Source organism: uncultured Treponema sp. (genome assembly GCF_934725225.1).
Lineage (GTDB): Bacteria > Spirochaetota > Spirochaetia > Treponematales > Treponemataceae > Treponema_D.
In genome coordinates, this window is record NZ_CAKVAM010000005.1 from 1 (window position 1) to 16162 (window position 16162).

Below are 16162 nucleotides of genomic sequence, written 5' to 3' on the forward strand. Positions count from 1 at the left end.
CCGAACACGGAAGCCAAGCTCCCCTGCGCCGATGATACTGCCAACCGGCGGGAAACTAGGACGCGGCCGGCTTTTTCTATACTCTCTTCAAGACCCCCCCCCTTCAGGCATCTGGAGGGGGGTCTCTTTGCCCAGGCGCAGATGAAGTCTTGCTTTCCTCTGGTAAAGCGGAGCCTCCAGGCGGTTCCTTCGATAAAATAGAGAGGTTCTTGCAAATTTCCATGCGCTATTTTAGCTTCTTTATGAGCTCCTCGATTTCCTTTTCTGTTTCTTTTGGCGGGTATAGAAGCGCAGCTAGTTTCGGGCGGACTGCTATTGAGAAGATAATAATTCCGATGCATTTAAAAATGTCGGCGGATAAAAAATAAGTCCAGTTAAGATTTTTATAGAATAAACTTTCAAAAAAATAATAAATGCAAAATCCTGCAGGGCATCCAAAAAATATTCTGAAAAATACTTGTGCTGAGAATTTTTTTTCGCTTATAGATGGAGAGCCGGAGACAAGTCCTGAAATAAATGCGCTTGCAAATATTGCTGTGAAATTTCCTGCTTGTTCTAAAGAAAATCCGCTGAAAATAAATTGTGCGATTATAAAAATTCCTGCGCTGCCTGCTCCTTGGATTCCTCCCAAAATACAGCCGGAAAAAACTGCCGCCGCAATTTGAATGTTCAGTTCTGGAAAAAATCCGCAGATAAAAATAATGACGGCAAAGAAAACTGTTGTGCTTCCGCGGATAATTTTTAACTTTGCAATGGTTTTCATTTTAATTTCCTTATGGCTTTTTTCAGAAGTTTTCTTATTTTCTTTTTGCTTATGAAAAAGTTGTCTTTTACTGCGGAAAAAATTATGTATAAAAATACTGCGAAAATCAAAATGTATGCGAACCAGTCGCCCATAACTGAAAAAATTGTAATCTGTCGTTTGTAAATCGGAACAGAAATTCCCATGGAATCTTCTGTGAACAAAGGCAAATCAAATAAAATTTTTCCTGCAGGATTGACCGCCACAGAATATCCTGAATTTGCGCAGCGCAAAAGTGTTGTCCTGTATTCGATTGCAAGATAGCTTGAAGCGATAAAGTGCTGCATTTCAGCGGAATTTGTTTTGCTCCAAGAATCGTTTGTGATGTTTATGAAAATTTCGCTTCCGAGCTTGAAAAGATTTGTGCAAACTGAAGGAAATGAATCTTCAAAGCAAATCGGCGTGGAAAACTTCAAGAATGAAAGCGGATTTTCCTGATTGTTTTCTGAAAATTTTATTCTTTCCTTTTGAATTGAATTTCCGTTTTCATCAAGTCTTATTTCCGCGGATTTTTCTCTGTTGAAGTCGAGCGGCGTTTCAAATTCCTGATTTTCCTTTAGCGGAATTTTAAAAATCGCATACTGAAATCCCGGCACCAAACTTGAATAAAAACCGACAACATTTCGCATAAAAAAATTCATTACTGGATTTTCCGCATAAGGAATCCGCTCTGCAAAAGGAACAAGCTGAATTTTGCTGTAGAATCCTGAAAAAATTCCGTTTTTGTCAAAAAGAATTGCGCTGTTTGTTCTTTTTCGCTTTTTTCGGTCCAAGGAAACTCCGCCGCCGATTAAAAATGGAGTCTGCGTGCTGGCTATAAATTCCTTTAGGCTTTCATCTTCCGGAAAATGCGAATAATAATTTGCCGCTTTTGGGAAATTTTTTGAAAGAACTCCTTCGCTCCAAATTACAAGATCTGTTTCTTTTCCTTGCTCCGAAAGCTGCCTGATTCCTTTTTTTGTAAGTTTTTTTGAAATTTCAATTGACTTTTTGTCTCCGCCTTCCCAGGGATCTATGTTTTGCTGCACGATTACTGCGTTTAAAAGTTTTTCAGGCCAGCGTGGAATTGCAATTTGAATTATTCCGTAAATTCCGCAGATGACAAAAACTGCTGCTGTAAATTTTGCGGCTTGCACAAGCTGTTTGTTTGCATTTTTAGCTTGTTCTTTGTCTAAGAAATTTTCGCATTTCATTATTATTTCAGCGACGAGTGAAGAAAAAAGAGCGTATAAAAATGTTATTCCCCAGACGCCGGTTATGTCGGCAATTTGTGTAAAGATTTTCCAGCTGTAGGCGGCCATAAAAAGCGTTCCCCAGGGATAGCCGAGCGCGCCAGTTGATTTTATGTATTCATACAAAACCCAGCAGGCGCAAAACCATAAAATTCTTTTGAAAATTTGATATGGGCAAAGTCCGGCTTGTTCCTGAAGTTTTTTTGTTTTTGAAATTTTGCTTGGAAAAACGTACATTATAATTCCGCAGAATCCGCTTTGAAACGCAGTTCCCAATGCGCTGGCTCCGAGTGTAAAAGCCGCAAAGCCGTGAAAATTCGCCAGCCAGTAGCTTGAAAGCAAGTGAACTGTAAGCGTCTGTATAAAAAAAAGCCAGAAAGTCTGTTTGTATGATTTTGATTTGTAGACTGCAATGTACAAGGGCGAAAGGCAAAAAAGCGCGGTCAGCGGAGAACCAAACGGAAGAATTTCATTTGAAATTGAAATAGATTCAGTTGCTCCAGAAAAGATTGCACAAAAAACTTGTAAAAACAGCTGATTCATTGTATTATTTTAATGTCATATATAGAAAAAATCAACACGAACGGGAAGGGAATCATGGAAAAAGTCAGAGAAGCGCACCGCAAAATATATGGAGTGGAGCCGGAAGTTGTAGCGGTTGCTCCGGGCAGATTCCATTTGGCTGGAGAACATACTTGGTTCTTCAAAGATAAAACTTTGTCCATGGCGGTCAATCTTCCAGTTTATGTCTCTGCATCTTTAAGGGAAGACACTTCATTTAAATTTTATTTTGTTCAGCTTGAAGACGAAAAGCACACAAATCTTTCTTCGCTGAAATTAAAAAAAGAAGACAAATGGGCGAATTCGATAAAATCTATTTTGTACGGATTTTCTAGCGGCGGATTTGAATTAAAGGGAATTGACTTTACTATTTATTCTGAAATTCTTCCTTCCGCCGGATTTGGAATAACAACCGCTGTAAAGGTTGCCGCTTGCTGGGCTATACGAGAGCTTTGCGGATTAAAGTGCAGTCAGGATCAGATTCTTCAGGTTATAGAGCGGGCGAATAAAAATTTCCTTGGAACGGCAAATCATTCTGCGGACAGTTTTGCTGCGATTTTTTCAAAGGAAAATAATTTGGTTTTGACCGATTATGCGAAAAAATCCTGCGAGCTAGTTCCTTTCAATTTTAAAGAAAAAACAGTTTTGCTGACTGACGCTCTTGTTCCTAGAATTGTAACTTGGAATGAAGACAGCCTTATGCAGCCGGAAAATGTTTTGCTTTTGGGCGAGCTAAAGGAACGAAAGGCGAATGTTTTGGGCGGCTGGCAGTACGAGGAAGACAAGGCTGAAGTCAACGAAGTTTTGAGTGTTGTTTCAGAAGATACAAAACGCCGGCTTTTATGCGTTATGAATGAACATAAATGCGTTCTTGACTGCGTTAATGCAATTCAAAAGGACGATTTTGCTTCTTTTGCGCGCTCTGTCAACCGAAGCCATCAGAATATGCGCGATTACGATATTTCCTGCCCTGAAATCGACTGGATTTTAAAAAGAGTCCATGAGCTTGACGAAAATCCCGACGACTTAAGAAATCCTGTAAACTGCGGCCGAATAACAGGAAAAGGCTTTGGACGCGGAATCTACACAATCTTAAGAAACAGCGATGTTGAAAAATACAAGGAAAAACTGGAGGAATACGAAAAAATATTCGGCTTTTCCCCAAAATGCTATTCTGTAAAACCCGCAAATGGAGTCCACCTTATATGAATATTTTGCTTACTAATGATGACGGAATCAACGCTGAAGGAATTCGGGTTCTTACTGCGGCTCTTTCAAAAAAGCACAATGTTTTTATAGTCGCTCCAAAATTCAATAAATCCGGAGCTTCAAGCCAGATGAATGTTGCTGTTCCTTTGGAGCTAAAAAAGGTGGACAAAGAAAACTGCTGCCTTTCTTATTATTTGGAAGGCTCTCCTGTGGACTGCGTGCTTTCTGCGTTAAAAGGAGAATATATTTCAGAAAAAATCGATGTAATTCTTTCTGGCATAAATGACGGACCGAATATTGGAACTGATATTGTTTATTCTGGAACTTGCGGCGCGGCGCGTCAGGCTTGCATTGCAGGAATTCCAGGAATTGCTCTTAGCATTGATTCTGGCTCAAAAGATGAATCTGACCAAAGCGGCTCTTTGTACTTTGAAAATCTTGCTGACTTTGCCTGTAAAAATATTGATAAGCTTATTTCTCTTTGCGGAAATCTTACAATTTTAGATTCTATGCATAAATATTATAGAAATTTTGTCAACGTGAATGCGCCTGCAATGAAAAGCTACAAGGGCGCAAAGCTTACAGTTCCTTGCATAAGACGTTACTGGGAAACTTTGGAGGTTTCTGAATGTGAAAATGGATGCATGACTTCTAAATGTGGAGGAGATGCCTGTGTCCATTCTTACGGTGATGATTCATCTGATTTTAAAGCCTGCGAGGAAGGTTTTGTTTCAGTCAGCGTTATTGAAACAGAGCCTAGCTATGCTGATATATCTTCTATAGAATGTGATTTTAATTTGTAAAAGGCGGAAAAATGGCAGAAGAAAACTATATGAAAGAAGGAATCTCTTTATATACAAAAGGAAATTATCCTGCTGCTTTGACATATTTTCTTTCACTTCCTGATGATTGCGGTGCGGATTCCGTGGAGCTTGCTTATTATTTGGGGCTTTGCTATTCAAAGTTGAAGCGTTACGATGATGCTTTACTTTACCTTGAGCAGGTTGTTACAGCTTCTTATGATAAGGACAATAATTCGAATCAGGACAGAGTTTTGCAGTGCCGCTATCTTTTGGCAGTTATTTATTGTCTTAGCGGAAGAAAAAAACTTGCTGATTTTGAATTGAATAAACTTTTGGACACTGGATATAAGCCTGCTTCTGTTTATGCTTCCCTTGCTTACGTTGCCTGGGAACAGGGAAAAGTTGATTTGAGCCTTGACTATTATGAAAAAGCTCTTGAAGACGACAGTGAAAATCCAACTGCGTTAAACGGAATGGGCTATGTTCTTGCTTGCGAAGGTGAAGATTTGACAAAAGCATTAAGTTGCTGCAAAAAAGCACTGGATATTTTGCCGGAAAGCGCAGCGTGTCTTGATAGCCTTGGCTGGGTTTATTATAAAATGGGACTTTATTCAGAATCAAAGAAATTTTTAAAGCGCGCTATGAAAGCCGACGGTTCAAATCCTATAATAGTGGAGCACCTTCAGGAAGTTCAGAAGGCGGAAGAATAATGAAAAAAATATTTTTTGTTTTTATAGCTTTTATATTTTCAGCCTTTGCGCAGACAAATCTGCAAGACACGGCTAGCACAGGAAATTCACGTTCTGCGAATTCTGGTTTTGCGGAAGAAGAATTCCGACGTGGAGTTCAAAGCTATTACAGAGGTTCTTTTAATGAAAGTATTCTTGAATTTGAAAAGGCGCTTTCATATTTGCCGGGCGAGCCTTTGGTTCTTGACTGGCTTGGAAAAGCATATTACCGAGCGGGAATAGAAGGCGCTGCGCTTCAGCAATGGAATTATGCAAAAGAAGCTGGTTATGGCGGACTTCTTCTTCAGAATAGAATTGAAATTGTAAGCGACCGACGTGTTACAGACTATGACTATGGATTTACTCAGCGTTTTACGGAATCTGGCTCTTATCCAAATGTGAACGGAAACAATCTCATTTACAGCCAGCCGGTTTCTTCCCTTTCAAATCACGATGGAAGCATTTGGGTTGTTTCCTATGGCACGAACGAGCTGCTTCAGTTTGACGTGAACGGAACTGTGGTAAGACGAAACAGAGGACCGATAAATGGATTCGACCGCCCAATGGATGTGATTCGCTTAAAGAACGGAAATTTGGCAGTTTCAGAAAGCGCAGGAGACAGAATTTCAATTCTTTCTGAAAACGGCTCGTTTATAAAGTATTTTGGCGCGCGCGGAAGAGGACAAGGACAGCTTGTGGGACCTCAGTATCTTGCAGAAGACGACTTTGGAAACATTTATGCCACGGATTTTGGAAATGCCCGTGTTGTTGTTTTTGACGCGGACGGAAACGGGCTTTTGCATTTTGGTGAAAAAACTGAAGGCTTTGACGGTTTCAAGTCCCCGACTGGAATTGCGGTTTGCGGCGGAAGAATTTTTGTTGCGGACAGCGTGAAAGGCGGAATTTATGAATTTGACAAGGCAGGAAATTTCCTTGGAGTTCTTGTAAACGACGGAACTTTTTCGCGTCCTGAAAGTTTAAAGCAGTGGGGCAGCGATTATCTTTTGCTTACAGACAGAAACAAAGTTTACGCGGTTGAGCTTTCTTCCGGGGCTGTTTTTGAAAATGCGGTTACTGGAAAAGGAAAAAGCCTGATTACAAGCGCAGTTTCTGATCGAAATGGAAATATAATTGTAACTGATTTTAAGGCGAATGAAATTTACGTTATGTCAAAAATGACAGAACTCGTGGGCGGATTTTTTGTTCAGTTTGAGCGTGTGATTTCTGATAATTTTCCGGAAATTATTGTTGAAGTCCGCGTGGAAAACAGAAAACGCCAGCCGGTTGTTGGCTTAAAGCAGCAAAATTTCCTTATAACTGAAGAAAAGAAGCCGGTTGAAAATTTTGTGCTTTTGGGTGAAGCGAATAACAATGACTTTGCGGACATTACAATTCTCATTGACCGTTCAATTTCAATGAAAAAATACGAAGAGCAGCTTTCTGGCGCAGTTCGGGAACTTGCAGCTTCAATGGACGGAAAAGGAAAAATATCAATTGTTTCAGCTGGAAAAGTTCCTGTTACAGAATTTTCAGGAAATCCGTCTCAGCTTTCTGATTTTTCCGTAAAGGCTTTGAAAAACTCTTATACAGAAAATCCTGCTTTGGATCTTGCGGTAAGGCTTTCTGCGAACGGACTTGTCAATGCTGAAAAAAAACGCGGCATAATTTATCTTTCCGCTGGAGATTCAAAAAATACATTTACGCAGTACGCGCTTTCGGATTTGACAGCTTATCTTAACAACAATGCGATTTCCTTTAGCACAGTTCTTTTGTCTCAATCTTCACCGTCGGAAGAAATTTCGTACATAACGGGAAACACAAACGGAACTTCTTACTATATATATCGGCCGGAAGGTTTGGAAACTGTCATAAAAGATATAATTGACATTCCGTCTGGTTTGTATCAGTTTAAGTACACATCGTCTTTTGCGACTGAATATGGAAGAAAATATTTGCCTGTAGAAATTGAAACTTATCTTCTTAATCGTTCAGGCCGCGACGAAACAGGCTATTTTGCTCCGCTTCAGTAGATAAAAGGCGCGCTTTTCTGACTTTGAGGGAAGGATTTTTTCTTTCCATTTCAAAAAGGGCTTTTTCCAATTTTGCTTTTTTTGAATTTCCAAAGTCAAAAAGTTCTGCTTGCGTTGGTTTTTCGCTGGCTTCTATTCTGGAAAGTCCAACGCCCAAAAGCCTGATTCCTTTTCCTTTTTCATATTTTCTGTTGAAAATTCTTAGGCAGCGTTCAAGCAAATCGTCTGCATTTAAAACCGGAATTTCTGAAGATTCTTGCGCGGTTATAGTTTTAAAGTCTTCGTATCTGATTCGGATATTTACGGTTTTTGCCTTGACATTTTCTGTGCGCATTCTCCAGATTAATTGTGCGGAAAGTTCCATGAATGCGGTTTCGATTGCATATTCGTTTGCCACATCAAATTCAAAAGTGCGCTCTACGCTTATTGAATGGCTTTTTGCTTCTTCGCCGAATGTGATTTCTTTTCCGCCGCGGACTGCATCATACAAAAAACTGCCCATTCCGTTTCCGAAAACTGTTGTAAGCAACGAAATTGACTTGCCATGAATATCCGCAGGTGAAAATATTCCCGCATTTTTTAGCCGTTCCCGAGTTTTTTTTCCTATGCCCCAGATTTTTTCTATAGGAAGTGAAAGAATGAATTTTTCCTCATCGCCTTTTTTGACAAGTGTTATTCCGTCCGGCTTTTTATATCCAGACGCGATTTTTGCAACATACATTGTGCTTGCAATTCCGACGCTTACTGTAAGTCCTGTTTGCTCTTTTACTTTTGCCTTTATTTTTTTTGCGATTTCCAGAGGCGGACCAAAAAGTTTTTCAGTTCCTGTAAGGTCGATAAAAGCTTCGTCAATTGACATTTGAATTACTGAAGGCGAAAATTCCTTGAAAATGCTCATTATTTTATGCGAAACTTCCGCATAATGCTTGTGGTTTCCGCGCAGAAAAATTGCGTTTGGGCAAAGTTCAACCGCCTTTGTCAAAGGAAGCGCGGAATGCACGCCGTATTTTCTGGCTTCATAAGATGCCGTTGAAACTACAGCTCTTCTGTCTCCTGGGATTCCGCCGACAATTACGGGTTTTCCTCTGTATTCTGGATGGTCGTGCTGCTCAATCGAAGCGAAAAAAGCATCAAGGTCAACATGAAGAAAAACTTTTTCAAATTCCATTTGCATTTTTTCCTTCGTTTCTGACTTTTTCAGTAAAATGAAAAAGTTGTCCGTTTGCGTTCATCATAAAAAGTTCAATTTCCGCTTCTAGCTGAAGCTCGTTTTCTGACATAAATAAAATTTTCAGCTCGTTTTCCGGGGCGTCGGGAATTTCAATAGAAACCTTGTTTTCCGAAATAAAATTGTAGTCAAAGTTGCATTCATAAAATGGAAGTTCGTCAGTTGATTCAAAAGTTGCAAAGCATCTTAGTATTTTAAATCCATTTTCTGGAACGATTTGCAGGCTGTTTTCAAAAATGCTGAATTTTGCTTTTTTTGACCAAAGGAATTTCGCCGGATGAATTTCTGCATTTTCTAAAATTTGTGTTTGATTTTTTCTTGGAGCTGAAATATTTCCTTGAACCAATTTGGCGGCTGCAAAAAATATCGCGCATATAATTCCCGCTCCTGCAATCGAAACGAGAATTCCTTGCAAAAATAAAATTTTTTTGCTTGACTTGAATTCCTTTATATGCGAAACCAAAATCAGTTTTATCCACTGAAAAATAAAAGGCAAAATGGCAAATGAAAAAATCAGGTTTTCAAAAAAAGTCGTGTCGGTAAGATTTGAAATTTTTCTTTGGTCAATGTCAACAAAAACTGACGCCGCAATCCAGAGCAATGGAATTGTCATCAGAAAAATGCACGGAATGCTAAAAAAAAGAGATTTCCGTTTTCTAAAAAGAAAAACAATCAGATATTCAATTATGAAAATGAACATTAATGACAAATCCAATGCTGAAAAAATGAAGACATTCAGCGCGCTCAAAATAATTCCATGGAATCTGTTTGCGGAAAGCGAAATTCTAAAGTTGAACAAAATTTGCACAAAAACCAGCAGAAACATTGCAAGCACTGTAGGAAGAATTTTCAGCCCGAAGTAAAGAACTCCGTTTTCCGCTGTGAAAAAAAACAGTTTCTGGAACAAAGTTAAAAATGCCGCTGTTATGATTATATATGCCGGAATTGAAAACCAGGTTCTTGACATATCTTTTAAAATCGCTTCGTTTTTTCCTGTGTATGTAAACGAATAAAAACATATAAAAAAAAGAACAGAAATTGTAAAAAAAAGATATACTGTTGTTAATTGCGCTTCATTAAGCCAAAGTCCGTAAATTCCAAGCGGAATAAAATTGTAATGTTTGTTCCAAGTCTGGCTTCTTGCGGAAATAAGGTTGTCCTGAATATCAGAAAGAATATTTGCGTCCTTTTGAGCATGGCCAAGAGGAATTTCTGCTGCAGGAATTTCATTTTGCAGGAAAGCTGAAAGCCGTCTGTTGTTTTTGTAGTATTGCGGCTTATAAATGTACAGCATGGAAGTTTTTACGCCCATTGGCTTTTGGTTTTGAAGGCAGGATTTTTTGAGCGTTTGGACAATCCATTGCGGCGAAATTGTTCCTGCTCCTTCTGTAAAAATAAAAGGCGGCGCGTTTTTTTCATTTCGGATTAAAATTGCGCAGGCTGATTCCGATGAAAAAATGCTTTTTGCCAGTTCTTCAGTTGCTGTTTTTGCGGCTTGAGCGGAAGGCAAAGGAAATGATTCATTGTCCGCAGTAAATGAAATTATGCAGTTATATGGAAGCTTTTTTTTGTAAGTGGAATCAATGAAATCGGCAATAAATTCCTTTTTTTCTAAAAAAAATTCTTGGCTGAAAACAAAAAATACATCAGAAATTCCGCTTTTATTTGTGTCGTCTTCCTTGCTGTTTTTGTCAGCAGGAATTTCTACGAGAATGTTTTTGGGAAAATTTCCGGCGTTTGGCGGAGCAATGTCTTGGATTTCAAACGAAATTTTGCTTTGTGTTAAAAAATTTTCTATTTCTTTTGTTGTGCAAATATTTAAGTTTGTTTCAATGTTTTCCTGCGAAAAAAGATTCTGCGTAAAGATTGCTGCAAAAAAAAAGAGAAAACACATTGCTTTCAGCAGAAATTTTTTTCCCATAAACAAAGTTTACTTGAATTTTTCATTTTCTACAATATAATACAGATAATATGTTTGCAAGTTAGGCGGCAATGTTGTATACTATAACTATTGTTAAAGTCATGTAAAGCAAAGGAGCTTTATCAAACGAATGTGTGCTGAAAAGAAAAAATTTATTTTGGATTTGCCTCTGAAAATTATTCTTACGGAAGAAGGCACATCTCATTTTTTAAGTCATAAAAAACAGCTGCTCAATCTGAAGCTCGCAGATAACCGTTCGGCTCATGGCGTGAGCATGACATCTTTTTCGCCTGGCTCTCTGCAGGACATGATTCTTTTGGGCTACATTTCCAAGATGGAAATTTCCATGCCGGAATTTGTTTCTCACCGCCAAGATGTTATGGATTTGTCCAAGCTGATTGTTTTTTCAATTTTGTACAAGCAGTTTGACAGCGAAATTTATTCGGCGATTATAAAATGTGAATGTATAAGACATCACAACAGGCAGAATCCTTCGTCGCTTATTGATGAAAAAACTGTGATTCCAGAAAAACAGCTTAGAATGACTCTTGCAATGAAAGATTCTACGATTCAGGCTGCGAAAAAAACAATTCTTGATCCGGTTTGGAAAAGCATAATGTCCAATTCAGAGTACAGCCCTGAAGAAAAAAATGTTTATCTTCTTATGACTGAAAAGTTTTTGAACAGGCTCACTTTGATGAACTGGTACATAATTGTGAAATTTTACAAAACTGACGGTTTTAATGAAATTCTTTCAATTTTGCGCCAGCAGCTCGCTTCATACATGACAAAATCAAAAGTTGCGGAATACATCTCGGTAATGGTCATGGAACTTGCCTTGAACAGCGAAAACAACAACGTAAAAAAGGCGGCAAAATATCTTTATCAGGGAATTGATAATTCCGACACGCTCATATTCGACCCGAAAATCCGCTCGGAAATTGTAAAAGAGCTTCAGCGCAAACACGAGCTTGTTTTTCTTTCCTGGACTTTGGGCGGCGGCTCTATGTCAATTGGAAAGCAGGGACTTTTGCAAATCACGTTGTATAATAAAGACGATGAGTTTCAGGAAGTAAAAGAAAACATCGAAAGCAAAATGTCCGCGAATCTTAATAAAAAATCGCTGATTGACTTTTACCGCCAGATGCCGGATGGTCAGGAAGGAACGGACTTGGGACTTTACTATTTGTCTTATCTGGAAGATGCCTGTAAAAAAGTCAATATTAAATTTGAATCAATTGTAAATCAGTCTTCGTCCAGCGACCTTACCGTTATAAACTTGAAATTCAATTTTTAAGTTATGCGGAAAGTTGCTCTGTTTGTTTTTATTTTTTCAGTTCTCTTTTTTTCGTGTTCACAAGACAGCGCGCAAATTGCTTCTGCGGAATCTTCTGTGATTTTTGATTATAGTGAAAATCCGCCTGATATGCGCCTTTCTGTTTTTGTAAATTCCGAAAGCGATGTTAGGCTTGCCTCGAAGATTAAAATTGTGAATAAAAATTCCGGGCTTGAATGGAACTGCGACGAGCTTGTAAAATTTGAGGATAAAAACAAAAATTCTTGGGCAGGCTGTGCGAATATAGTCGCCGCTTTGGAAATGAAAATTCCTGCTGGAGAATATGTCTTGACTTATTTTGACATGTCGGGCGATGAAGATGAAATTTCATTTTCCGTCGATTATCCTGAAAATATTTTGACATTAAAGAGCGAAGATTTTCCAGACGGATTCGATTATTCAGAAAAAAAATCCGCAGTTTATACAAAAGACGGAATTTTGCTTTATTATGGAAAAGAAAAAAAAGAATGGAAAGACAGAAATTCCGTTCTTGTTGACTATAAAGATGCGGGATTCATTAGAACCTGCTATACTTTAAAAAATGATTCTGTGATTTGCCTTATGCCTCCAGAAAATTTGGAGCAGCAATAAAATATAAAACAGCGAGGAAACTGATGCCTAGTAACGACGCCGATGGGAATATTCCCACTGACAATTTAGAAGACCACAGTATTTTTAGACGCCCGGTGCGCACTTATGTGATTCGCGCTGGACGCATGACCGAAAATGAGAAGCGCAGCTATGAAGAGCTTCATCATGTTTGGTGCATTCCTTTTGAGCATAGAACGCTTAATTTTACAGATATTTTTAACAACACAAATCCTGTTACAATGGAAATCGGATTTGGAATGGGACACGCTACTGCTCAGATTGCGCAGGACAATCCGAACATGAATTATATAGGAAGCGAAGTGCATGTTCCTGGAGTTGGACGTCTTCTTGGTGAAATAAAAAAACGGCAGCTTAAAAATCTTTATTTGATTGAATATGACGCGCTTGAAATCCTTGAAACTATGATTCCAGACAATTCGCTTGCGGGATTTCATATTTTCTTTCCAGACCCTTGGCCAAAGAAAAAACACCATAAGCGCCGTTTGCTTCAGCGTCCGCGCACTGATTTGCTTGTTTCAAAATTATCTCCCGGCGGATATATTTATTTTGCAACTGACTGGGAAGAATATGCTTTAAGCGCGCTTGAAGAACTTTCCTGCACAGAAGGCATTCATAATAAATACGAAAAATTTGCGCCTCATCAGGAATGGCGGCCAAGAACAAAATTTGAGCAGAAAGGACTTGATGCCGGACGTGAAATTTTCGAGCTTGTTTTTGTAAAAGATGAGGAATAGCCCGATGGAGCTTTTTGATGTTGAGGAATGCAAAAAGGCAAACGACGAAGCTTTAAAAAAATCCTCTGTAAAAAGAATTTCTGAGCTTGAAAAGCTTATAGAAAAATATCAGGCTTCGTATTATAACGGCGAGGCTGAAATTTCTGATGCGGAATTTGACAAGCTTTGGGACGAGTTAAAATCGCTGGACAGCGCAAATCCTATTCTCCACAAAGTTGGCGCGGATTCCGGGAATTTTCAAAAAGCTCCTCACGTAATGCCGATGGGCAGCCAGGAAAAAGCCGCGACTCCAGAGGAATTTCTTGACTGGGCGAAAAAACATGACTATTCAGAATATCTTGTTGAATACAAGCTTGACGGCGCGTCCCTTGAGCTTCAGTATTCCGACGGAGTTTTTCTGCGTGCCGTTACAAGAGGCGACGGAACTGTAGGGGACGTGATTACAGCGAATGCAAAAAAAATGCAGGGTGTTGTTCAGACGTTAAAGGAAAAGTTTACAGGTGGAATCCGCGGCGAAGTCATAATGACTCATCAGGTTCACGAAAAATTTTTTTCTGATAAAGCGAACTGCCGAAATGCCGCAAACGGACTTATGAAGCGCAAAGACGGCGAGGGCAGCGAAAATCTTACATTGATAACTTACGATGTCTGGGCTTCGGAAGGAAACCAGCCGTTCACTGATGAAGAAGGAAAACTTGATTTTTTGCAAAGAAACGGATTTAATGTTGTTCCCCTTGAAATTTGCAAAAATGCGCAGGAAGTTATAGATTACCGTTCTTCTATAATGGAACTTAGAAAAAATCTTGACTATGACATTGACGGACTTGTTGTAAAAGAGCGGGCAGTGAATCACGAAGATGCTTTGCGCGACAGGCCTGACCGTCAGATTGCTTTTAAATTCAGCCTTGAAGAAGCTGTTTCCATTGTAAGAAATATTGAATGGAATGAAACCGGCGCAACTTATACTCCAGTCGCGGTTTTTGATCCTGTTGACTTGAACGGAACGACTGTAAAAAGAGCGAGCCTTGTAAATCCGAACCTTATACGCGCGTTGAATGTAAAAATCGGAAGCCACGTTGTTGTTGTAAAGCGCGGCGAAATAATTCCAAAAATAGTTAGCGTGCTTCCGGAGCAAGAAAATCTTCCGCCTGTAAAGATTCCTGAGAAATGCGCTTGCTGCGGAACTGCTCTTATTGACGAAGGAACGAGGCTTTTTTGTCCAAATAAAAACTGTGAAAAGCGGATTCTCCACCAGCTTTTAAAATGGATAAATGTGATTGACATCCGCGACTTGGGCGAGACTTTAATCACTAGCCTTTTTGAAACAAAAAAAGTCCGCTCAATTTCAGATTTGTATTCTTTGACTGCCAGTGATTTAGTTCCATATTTTTTGAATTCGGAAAGCATGGAAAAAGAAAAAAAGTCTCTTGGCGCAGAAAAAGTTTTTGCTTCGATTCAGTCAAGAAGAAAAATTTCACTTGCAAAATTTATTGCCGGCTTTGACATTGAAGGAATAGGCGAAACTGTTGTTGAAACTTTGATTGCAGGCGGATTCAATACTTTGCAGAAAATTTTCGATGCTAAAGAAGAAGAGATTGCAGGTGTCTACCGTTTCGCAGAAACTTTGGCGCATACTCTTGTTGAAGGGATTAAAGAAAACAAGGAAGAAATGCAAAGCCTTGTTTCAAGTGGAACACTTTCTGTTGTTGAAGGAGCTGCGCAGGGAAAACTTGCAGGCAAGTCGTTTTGCTTTACAGGCGAGCTTGTTTCCATGAAGAGACAAGATGCACAGAATCTTGTAAAACAAAATGGCGGAGCTGTGAAGTCTTCTGTTGTAAAAGGCTTGAGTTTTCTTGTTACAAACGATACTTCTTCCGGCTCTTCAAAAAACAAAAAAGCAATGGAGCTTGGAATTCCTGTCATAGATGAAAAAGAATTCCTTGCTCTGATTGAAGATTAGTTTTTTCCAGAGAATGCAAAGTCTCCAGTAAAAAAGTCAGGATTAACAGCTTCCGTGTTCAGCCGCATTTCCCAGTGAAGATGCGGACCTGTCGCAAGTCCTGTTGAACCGCTGAATCCTATTACTTGACCGGCTTTTACAGTGTCGCCTTCTTTTACTTTCAGCTGGCTCATGTGGTAGTAAAGGCTGTAAAGTCCAGGCAGATGCTCTATAACAACGCTCCAGCCTGTTGTAACGCGGGTTTCTGCAAGAACAACTTTTCCTTCCGCGCAAGCTGAAACTTCCGAGCCTTCTGGAATTCCAAAGTCGATTCCGTAGTGCAGCCCCGTTGTTGATTTTCCGTTTGTGTATTTGTATTCCCTGCGGTCTGCAAAAAAAGATGTCCGTCTTGTTGCGCTTGTCGGAAGCAAAAACGGCGTTGTCTGGTAAACTGCGGAAGAATTTGCAGCTTCAAGAATTCCATTGAGCTTTTTTATCTGCTCCATTCTTTTTAAGCTTGAGTCTGTTTTTATATTTGAATTCGATTCGTCAAGGTCAATTACTTCTGAAACAAATTCTTTTTTCTCCAAAGTAAAAGGCAGCTCGAATTCCATTTTTTTTGCGCCGTCAGTGGTGTAGATAATTTTCAAAAAGCATTTTGTGTCTTCCGTCCACCAAGTTGAAAGCGGAATGCCTGCAAGAAATGTTCTGCTTGTTTTTGTGTTTTTTGAAACTGTGAAAAAACTGCTTTCCCTGCTTAGCTTTCCTTCCGCAAAAAACTGCAAGAATGCGTTTGCATTTGAAAACTCAAGCTTTGAAAACTTTCCCTTTTTTGCCGACTGAGAAAAAGTCATTTTTACAAAAACCGCATCGCCCGGAAAAGCCTTGTCATTGTATTCCGCGGAAATGCAATAATCATCTCCTGTGAAAAAAGCTTCCCTTGCAAAAACAAAAGCCGACATAAAAATCAACGCTGAAACCAAAATCTTTTTTTTCATTTTTTACTCCCAAAATATTTTTAATTTTT

The 16162-nt window shown here is 39.2% G+C and carries 13 protein-coding genes; 8 read left to right on the forward strand and 5 right to left on the reverse strand.

What is annotated here, in order from left to right:
• Positions 1 to 226 precede the first annotated feature (226 nt).
• Positions 227 to 763 carry a hypothetical protein gene (locus Q0H92_RS08400; RefSeq protein ID WP_296013772.1) on the reverse strand — a complete coding sequence of 179 codons (537 nt, stop codon included), beginning with the start codon at positions 761 to 763 and terminating at the stop codon, positions 227 to 229.
• On the reverse strand, positions 760 to 2577 hold the full coding sequence (gene lnt, locus Q0H92_RS08405) for an apolipoprotein N-acyltransferase (RefSeq protein ID WP_296013773.1): 1818 nt from the start codon (positions 2575 to 2577) through the stop codon (positions 760 to 762). Before lnt ends, Q0H92_RS08400 begins: the two co-directional genes overlap by 4 nt.
• Positions 2578 to 2631: 54 nt before the next feature.
• On the opposite strand from lnt, the gene Q0H92_RS08410 reads away from it, so the two are divergent.
• Genes Q0H92_RS08410 through Q0H92_RS08425 form a run of 4 tightly spaced genes read left to right on the forward strand, consistent with a single transcriptional unit; the run spans position 2632 to position 7365 of the window.
• Entirely contained in the window at positions 2632 to 3804 is a 1173-nt protein-coding gene (locus Q0H92_RS08410) for a galactokinase family protein (RefSeq protein WP_296013776.1), read from the forward strand.
• Entirely contained in the window at positions 3801 to 4607 is an 807-nt protein-coding gene (surE, locus tag Q0H92_RS08415) for a 5'/3'-nucleotidase SurE (RefSeq protein WP_296013777.1), read from the forward strand. Before Q0H92_RS08410 ends, surE begins: the two co-directional genes overlap by 4 nt.
• Before the next feature lie 11 nt (positions 4608 to 4618).
• Entirely contained in the window at positions 4619 to 5317 is a 699-nt protein-coding gene (locus tag Q0H92_RS08420; protein WP_296013778.1) for a tetratricopeptide repeat protein, read from the forward strand.
• A complete protein-coding gene (locus Q0H92_RS08425; protein WP_296013779.1) occupies positions 5317 to 7365 on the forward strand; it encodes a hypothetical protein in 2049 nt (682 codons plus the stop codon). The genes Q0H92_RS08420 and Q0H92_RS08425 overlap by 1 nt, the downstream gene beginning before the upstream one ends.
• Here the strand turns inward: Q0H92_RS08425 and dinB are convergent.
• The gene (gene dinB, locus Q0H92_RS08430) at positions 7316 to 8533 is read right to left on the reverse strand and encodes a DNA polymerase IV (RefSeq protein WP_296013780.1); all 1218 of its coding nucleotides are present in this window, start codon (positions 8531 to 8533) and stop codon (positions 7316 to 7318) included. The genes Q0H92_RS08425 and dinB overlap by 50 nt on opposite strands.
• Positions 8523 to 10514, reverse strand: a complete 1992-nt coding sequence (locus tag Q0H92_RS08435) for a hypothetical protein (protein ID WP_296013781.1) — start codon at positions 10512 to 10514, stop codon at positions 8523 to 8525. The genes dinB and Q0H92_RS08435 overlap by 11 nt, the downstream gene beginning before the upstream one ends.
• A gap of 130 nt (positions 10515 to 10644) precedes the next feature.
• Here Q0H92_RS08435 and Q0H92_RS08440 point away from each other — a divergent pair, with 130 nt between their 5' ends.
• The 4 genes from Q0H92_RS08440 to ligA are packed head-to-tail and all read left to right on the forward strand — an operon-like array spanning position 10645 to position 15156.
• A complete protein-coding gene (locus Q0H92_RS08440) occupies positions 10645 to 11811 on the forward strand; it encodes a hypothetical protein (RefSeq protein ID WP_296013783.1) in 1167 nt (388 codons plus the stop codon).
• A 3-nt stretch (positions 11812 to 11814) separates the two neighbouring features.
• Positions 11815 to 12441: a hypothetical protein gene (locus Q0H92_RS08445; protein WP_296013784.1), complete on the forward strand. Its 627-nt coding sequence runs from the start codon at positions 11815 to 11817 to the stop codon at positions 12439 to 12441.
• A gap of 23 nt (positions 12442 to 12464) precedes the next feature.
• Positions 12465 to 13196, forward strand: a complete 732-nt coding sequence (gene trmB / locus Q0H92_RS08450) for a tRNA (guanosine(46)-N7)-methyltransferase TrmB (protein WP_273355385.1) — start codon at positions 12465 to 12467, stop codon at positions 13194 to 13196.
• Between the two features lie 4 nt (positions 13197 to 13200).
• Entirely contained in the window at positions 13201 to 15156 is a 1956-nt protein-coding gene (gene ligA, locus Q0H92_RS08455) for an NAD-dependent DNA ligase LigA (protein WP_296013786.1), read from the forward strand.
• Here the strand turns inward: ligA and Q0H92_RS08460 are convergent.
• Positions 15153 to 16133 (reverse strand): M23 family metallopeptidase, encoded by a 981-nt coding sequence (locus Q0H92_RS08460; protein WP_296013787.1) that lies wholly within the window; start codon positions 16131 to 16133, stop codon positions 15153 to 15155. The two genes, ligA and Q0H92_RS08460, sit on opposite strands and share 4 nt — an antisense overlap.
• Positions 16134 to 16162: the final 29 nt, after the last annotated feature.

Coding starts and splice junctions, on each gene's coding strand:
- Q0H92_RS08400 (WP_296013772.1), bottom strand. CDS start 763: ATGAAAACCATTGCAAAGTTAAAAATTATCCGCGGAAGCACAACAGTT.
- lnt (WP_296013773.1), bottom strand. CDS start 2,577: ATGAATCAGCTGTTTTTACAAGTTTTTTGTGCAATCTTTTCTGGAGCA.
- Q0H92_RS08410 (WP_296013776.1), top strand. CDS start 2,632: ATGGAAAAAGTCAGAGAAGCGCACCGCAAAATATATGGAGTGGAGCCG.
- surE (WP_296013777.1), top strand. CDS start 3,801: ATGAATATTTTGCTTACTAATGATGACGGAATCAACGCTGAAGGAATT.
- Q0H92_RS08420 (WP_296013778.1), top strand. CDS start 4,619: ATGGCAGAAGAAAACTATATGAAAGAAGGAATCTCTTTATATACAAAA.
- Q0H92_RS08425 (WP_296013779.1), top strand. CDS start 5,317: ATGAAAAAAATATTTTTTGTTTTTATAGCTTTTATATTTTCAGCCTTT.
- dinB (WP_296013780.1), bottom strand. CDS start 8,533: ATGGAATTTGAAAAAGTTTTTCTTCATGTTGACCTTGATGCTTTTTTC.
- Q0H92_RS08435 (WP_296013781.1), bottom strand. CDS start 10,514: ATGGGAAAAAAATTTCTGCTGAAAGCAATGTGTTTTCTCTTTTTTTTT.
- Q0H92_RS08440 (WP_296013783.1), top strand. CDS start 10,645: ATGTGTGCTGAAAAGAAAAAATTTATTTTGGATTTGCCTCTGAAAATT.
- Q0H92_RS08445 (WP_296013784.1), top strand. CDS start 11,815: ATGCGGAAAGTTGCTCTGTTTGTTTTTATTTTTTCAGTTCTCTTTTTT.
- trmB (WP_273355385.1), top strand. CDS start 12,465: ATGCCTAGTAACGACGCCGATGGGAATATTCCCACTGACAATTTAGAA.
- ligA (WP_296013786.1), top strand. CDS start 13,201: ATGGAGCTTTTTGATGTTGAGGAATGCAAAAAGGCAAACGACGAAGCT.
- Q0H92_RS08460 (WP_296013787.1), bottom strand. CDS start 16,133: ATGAAAAAAAAGATTTTGGTTTCAGCGTTGATTTTTATGTCGGCTTTT.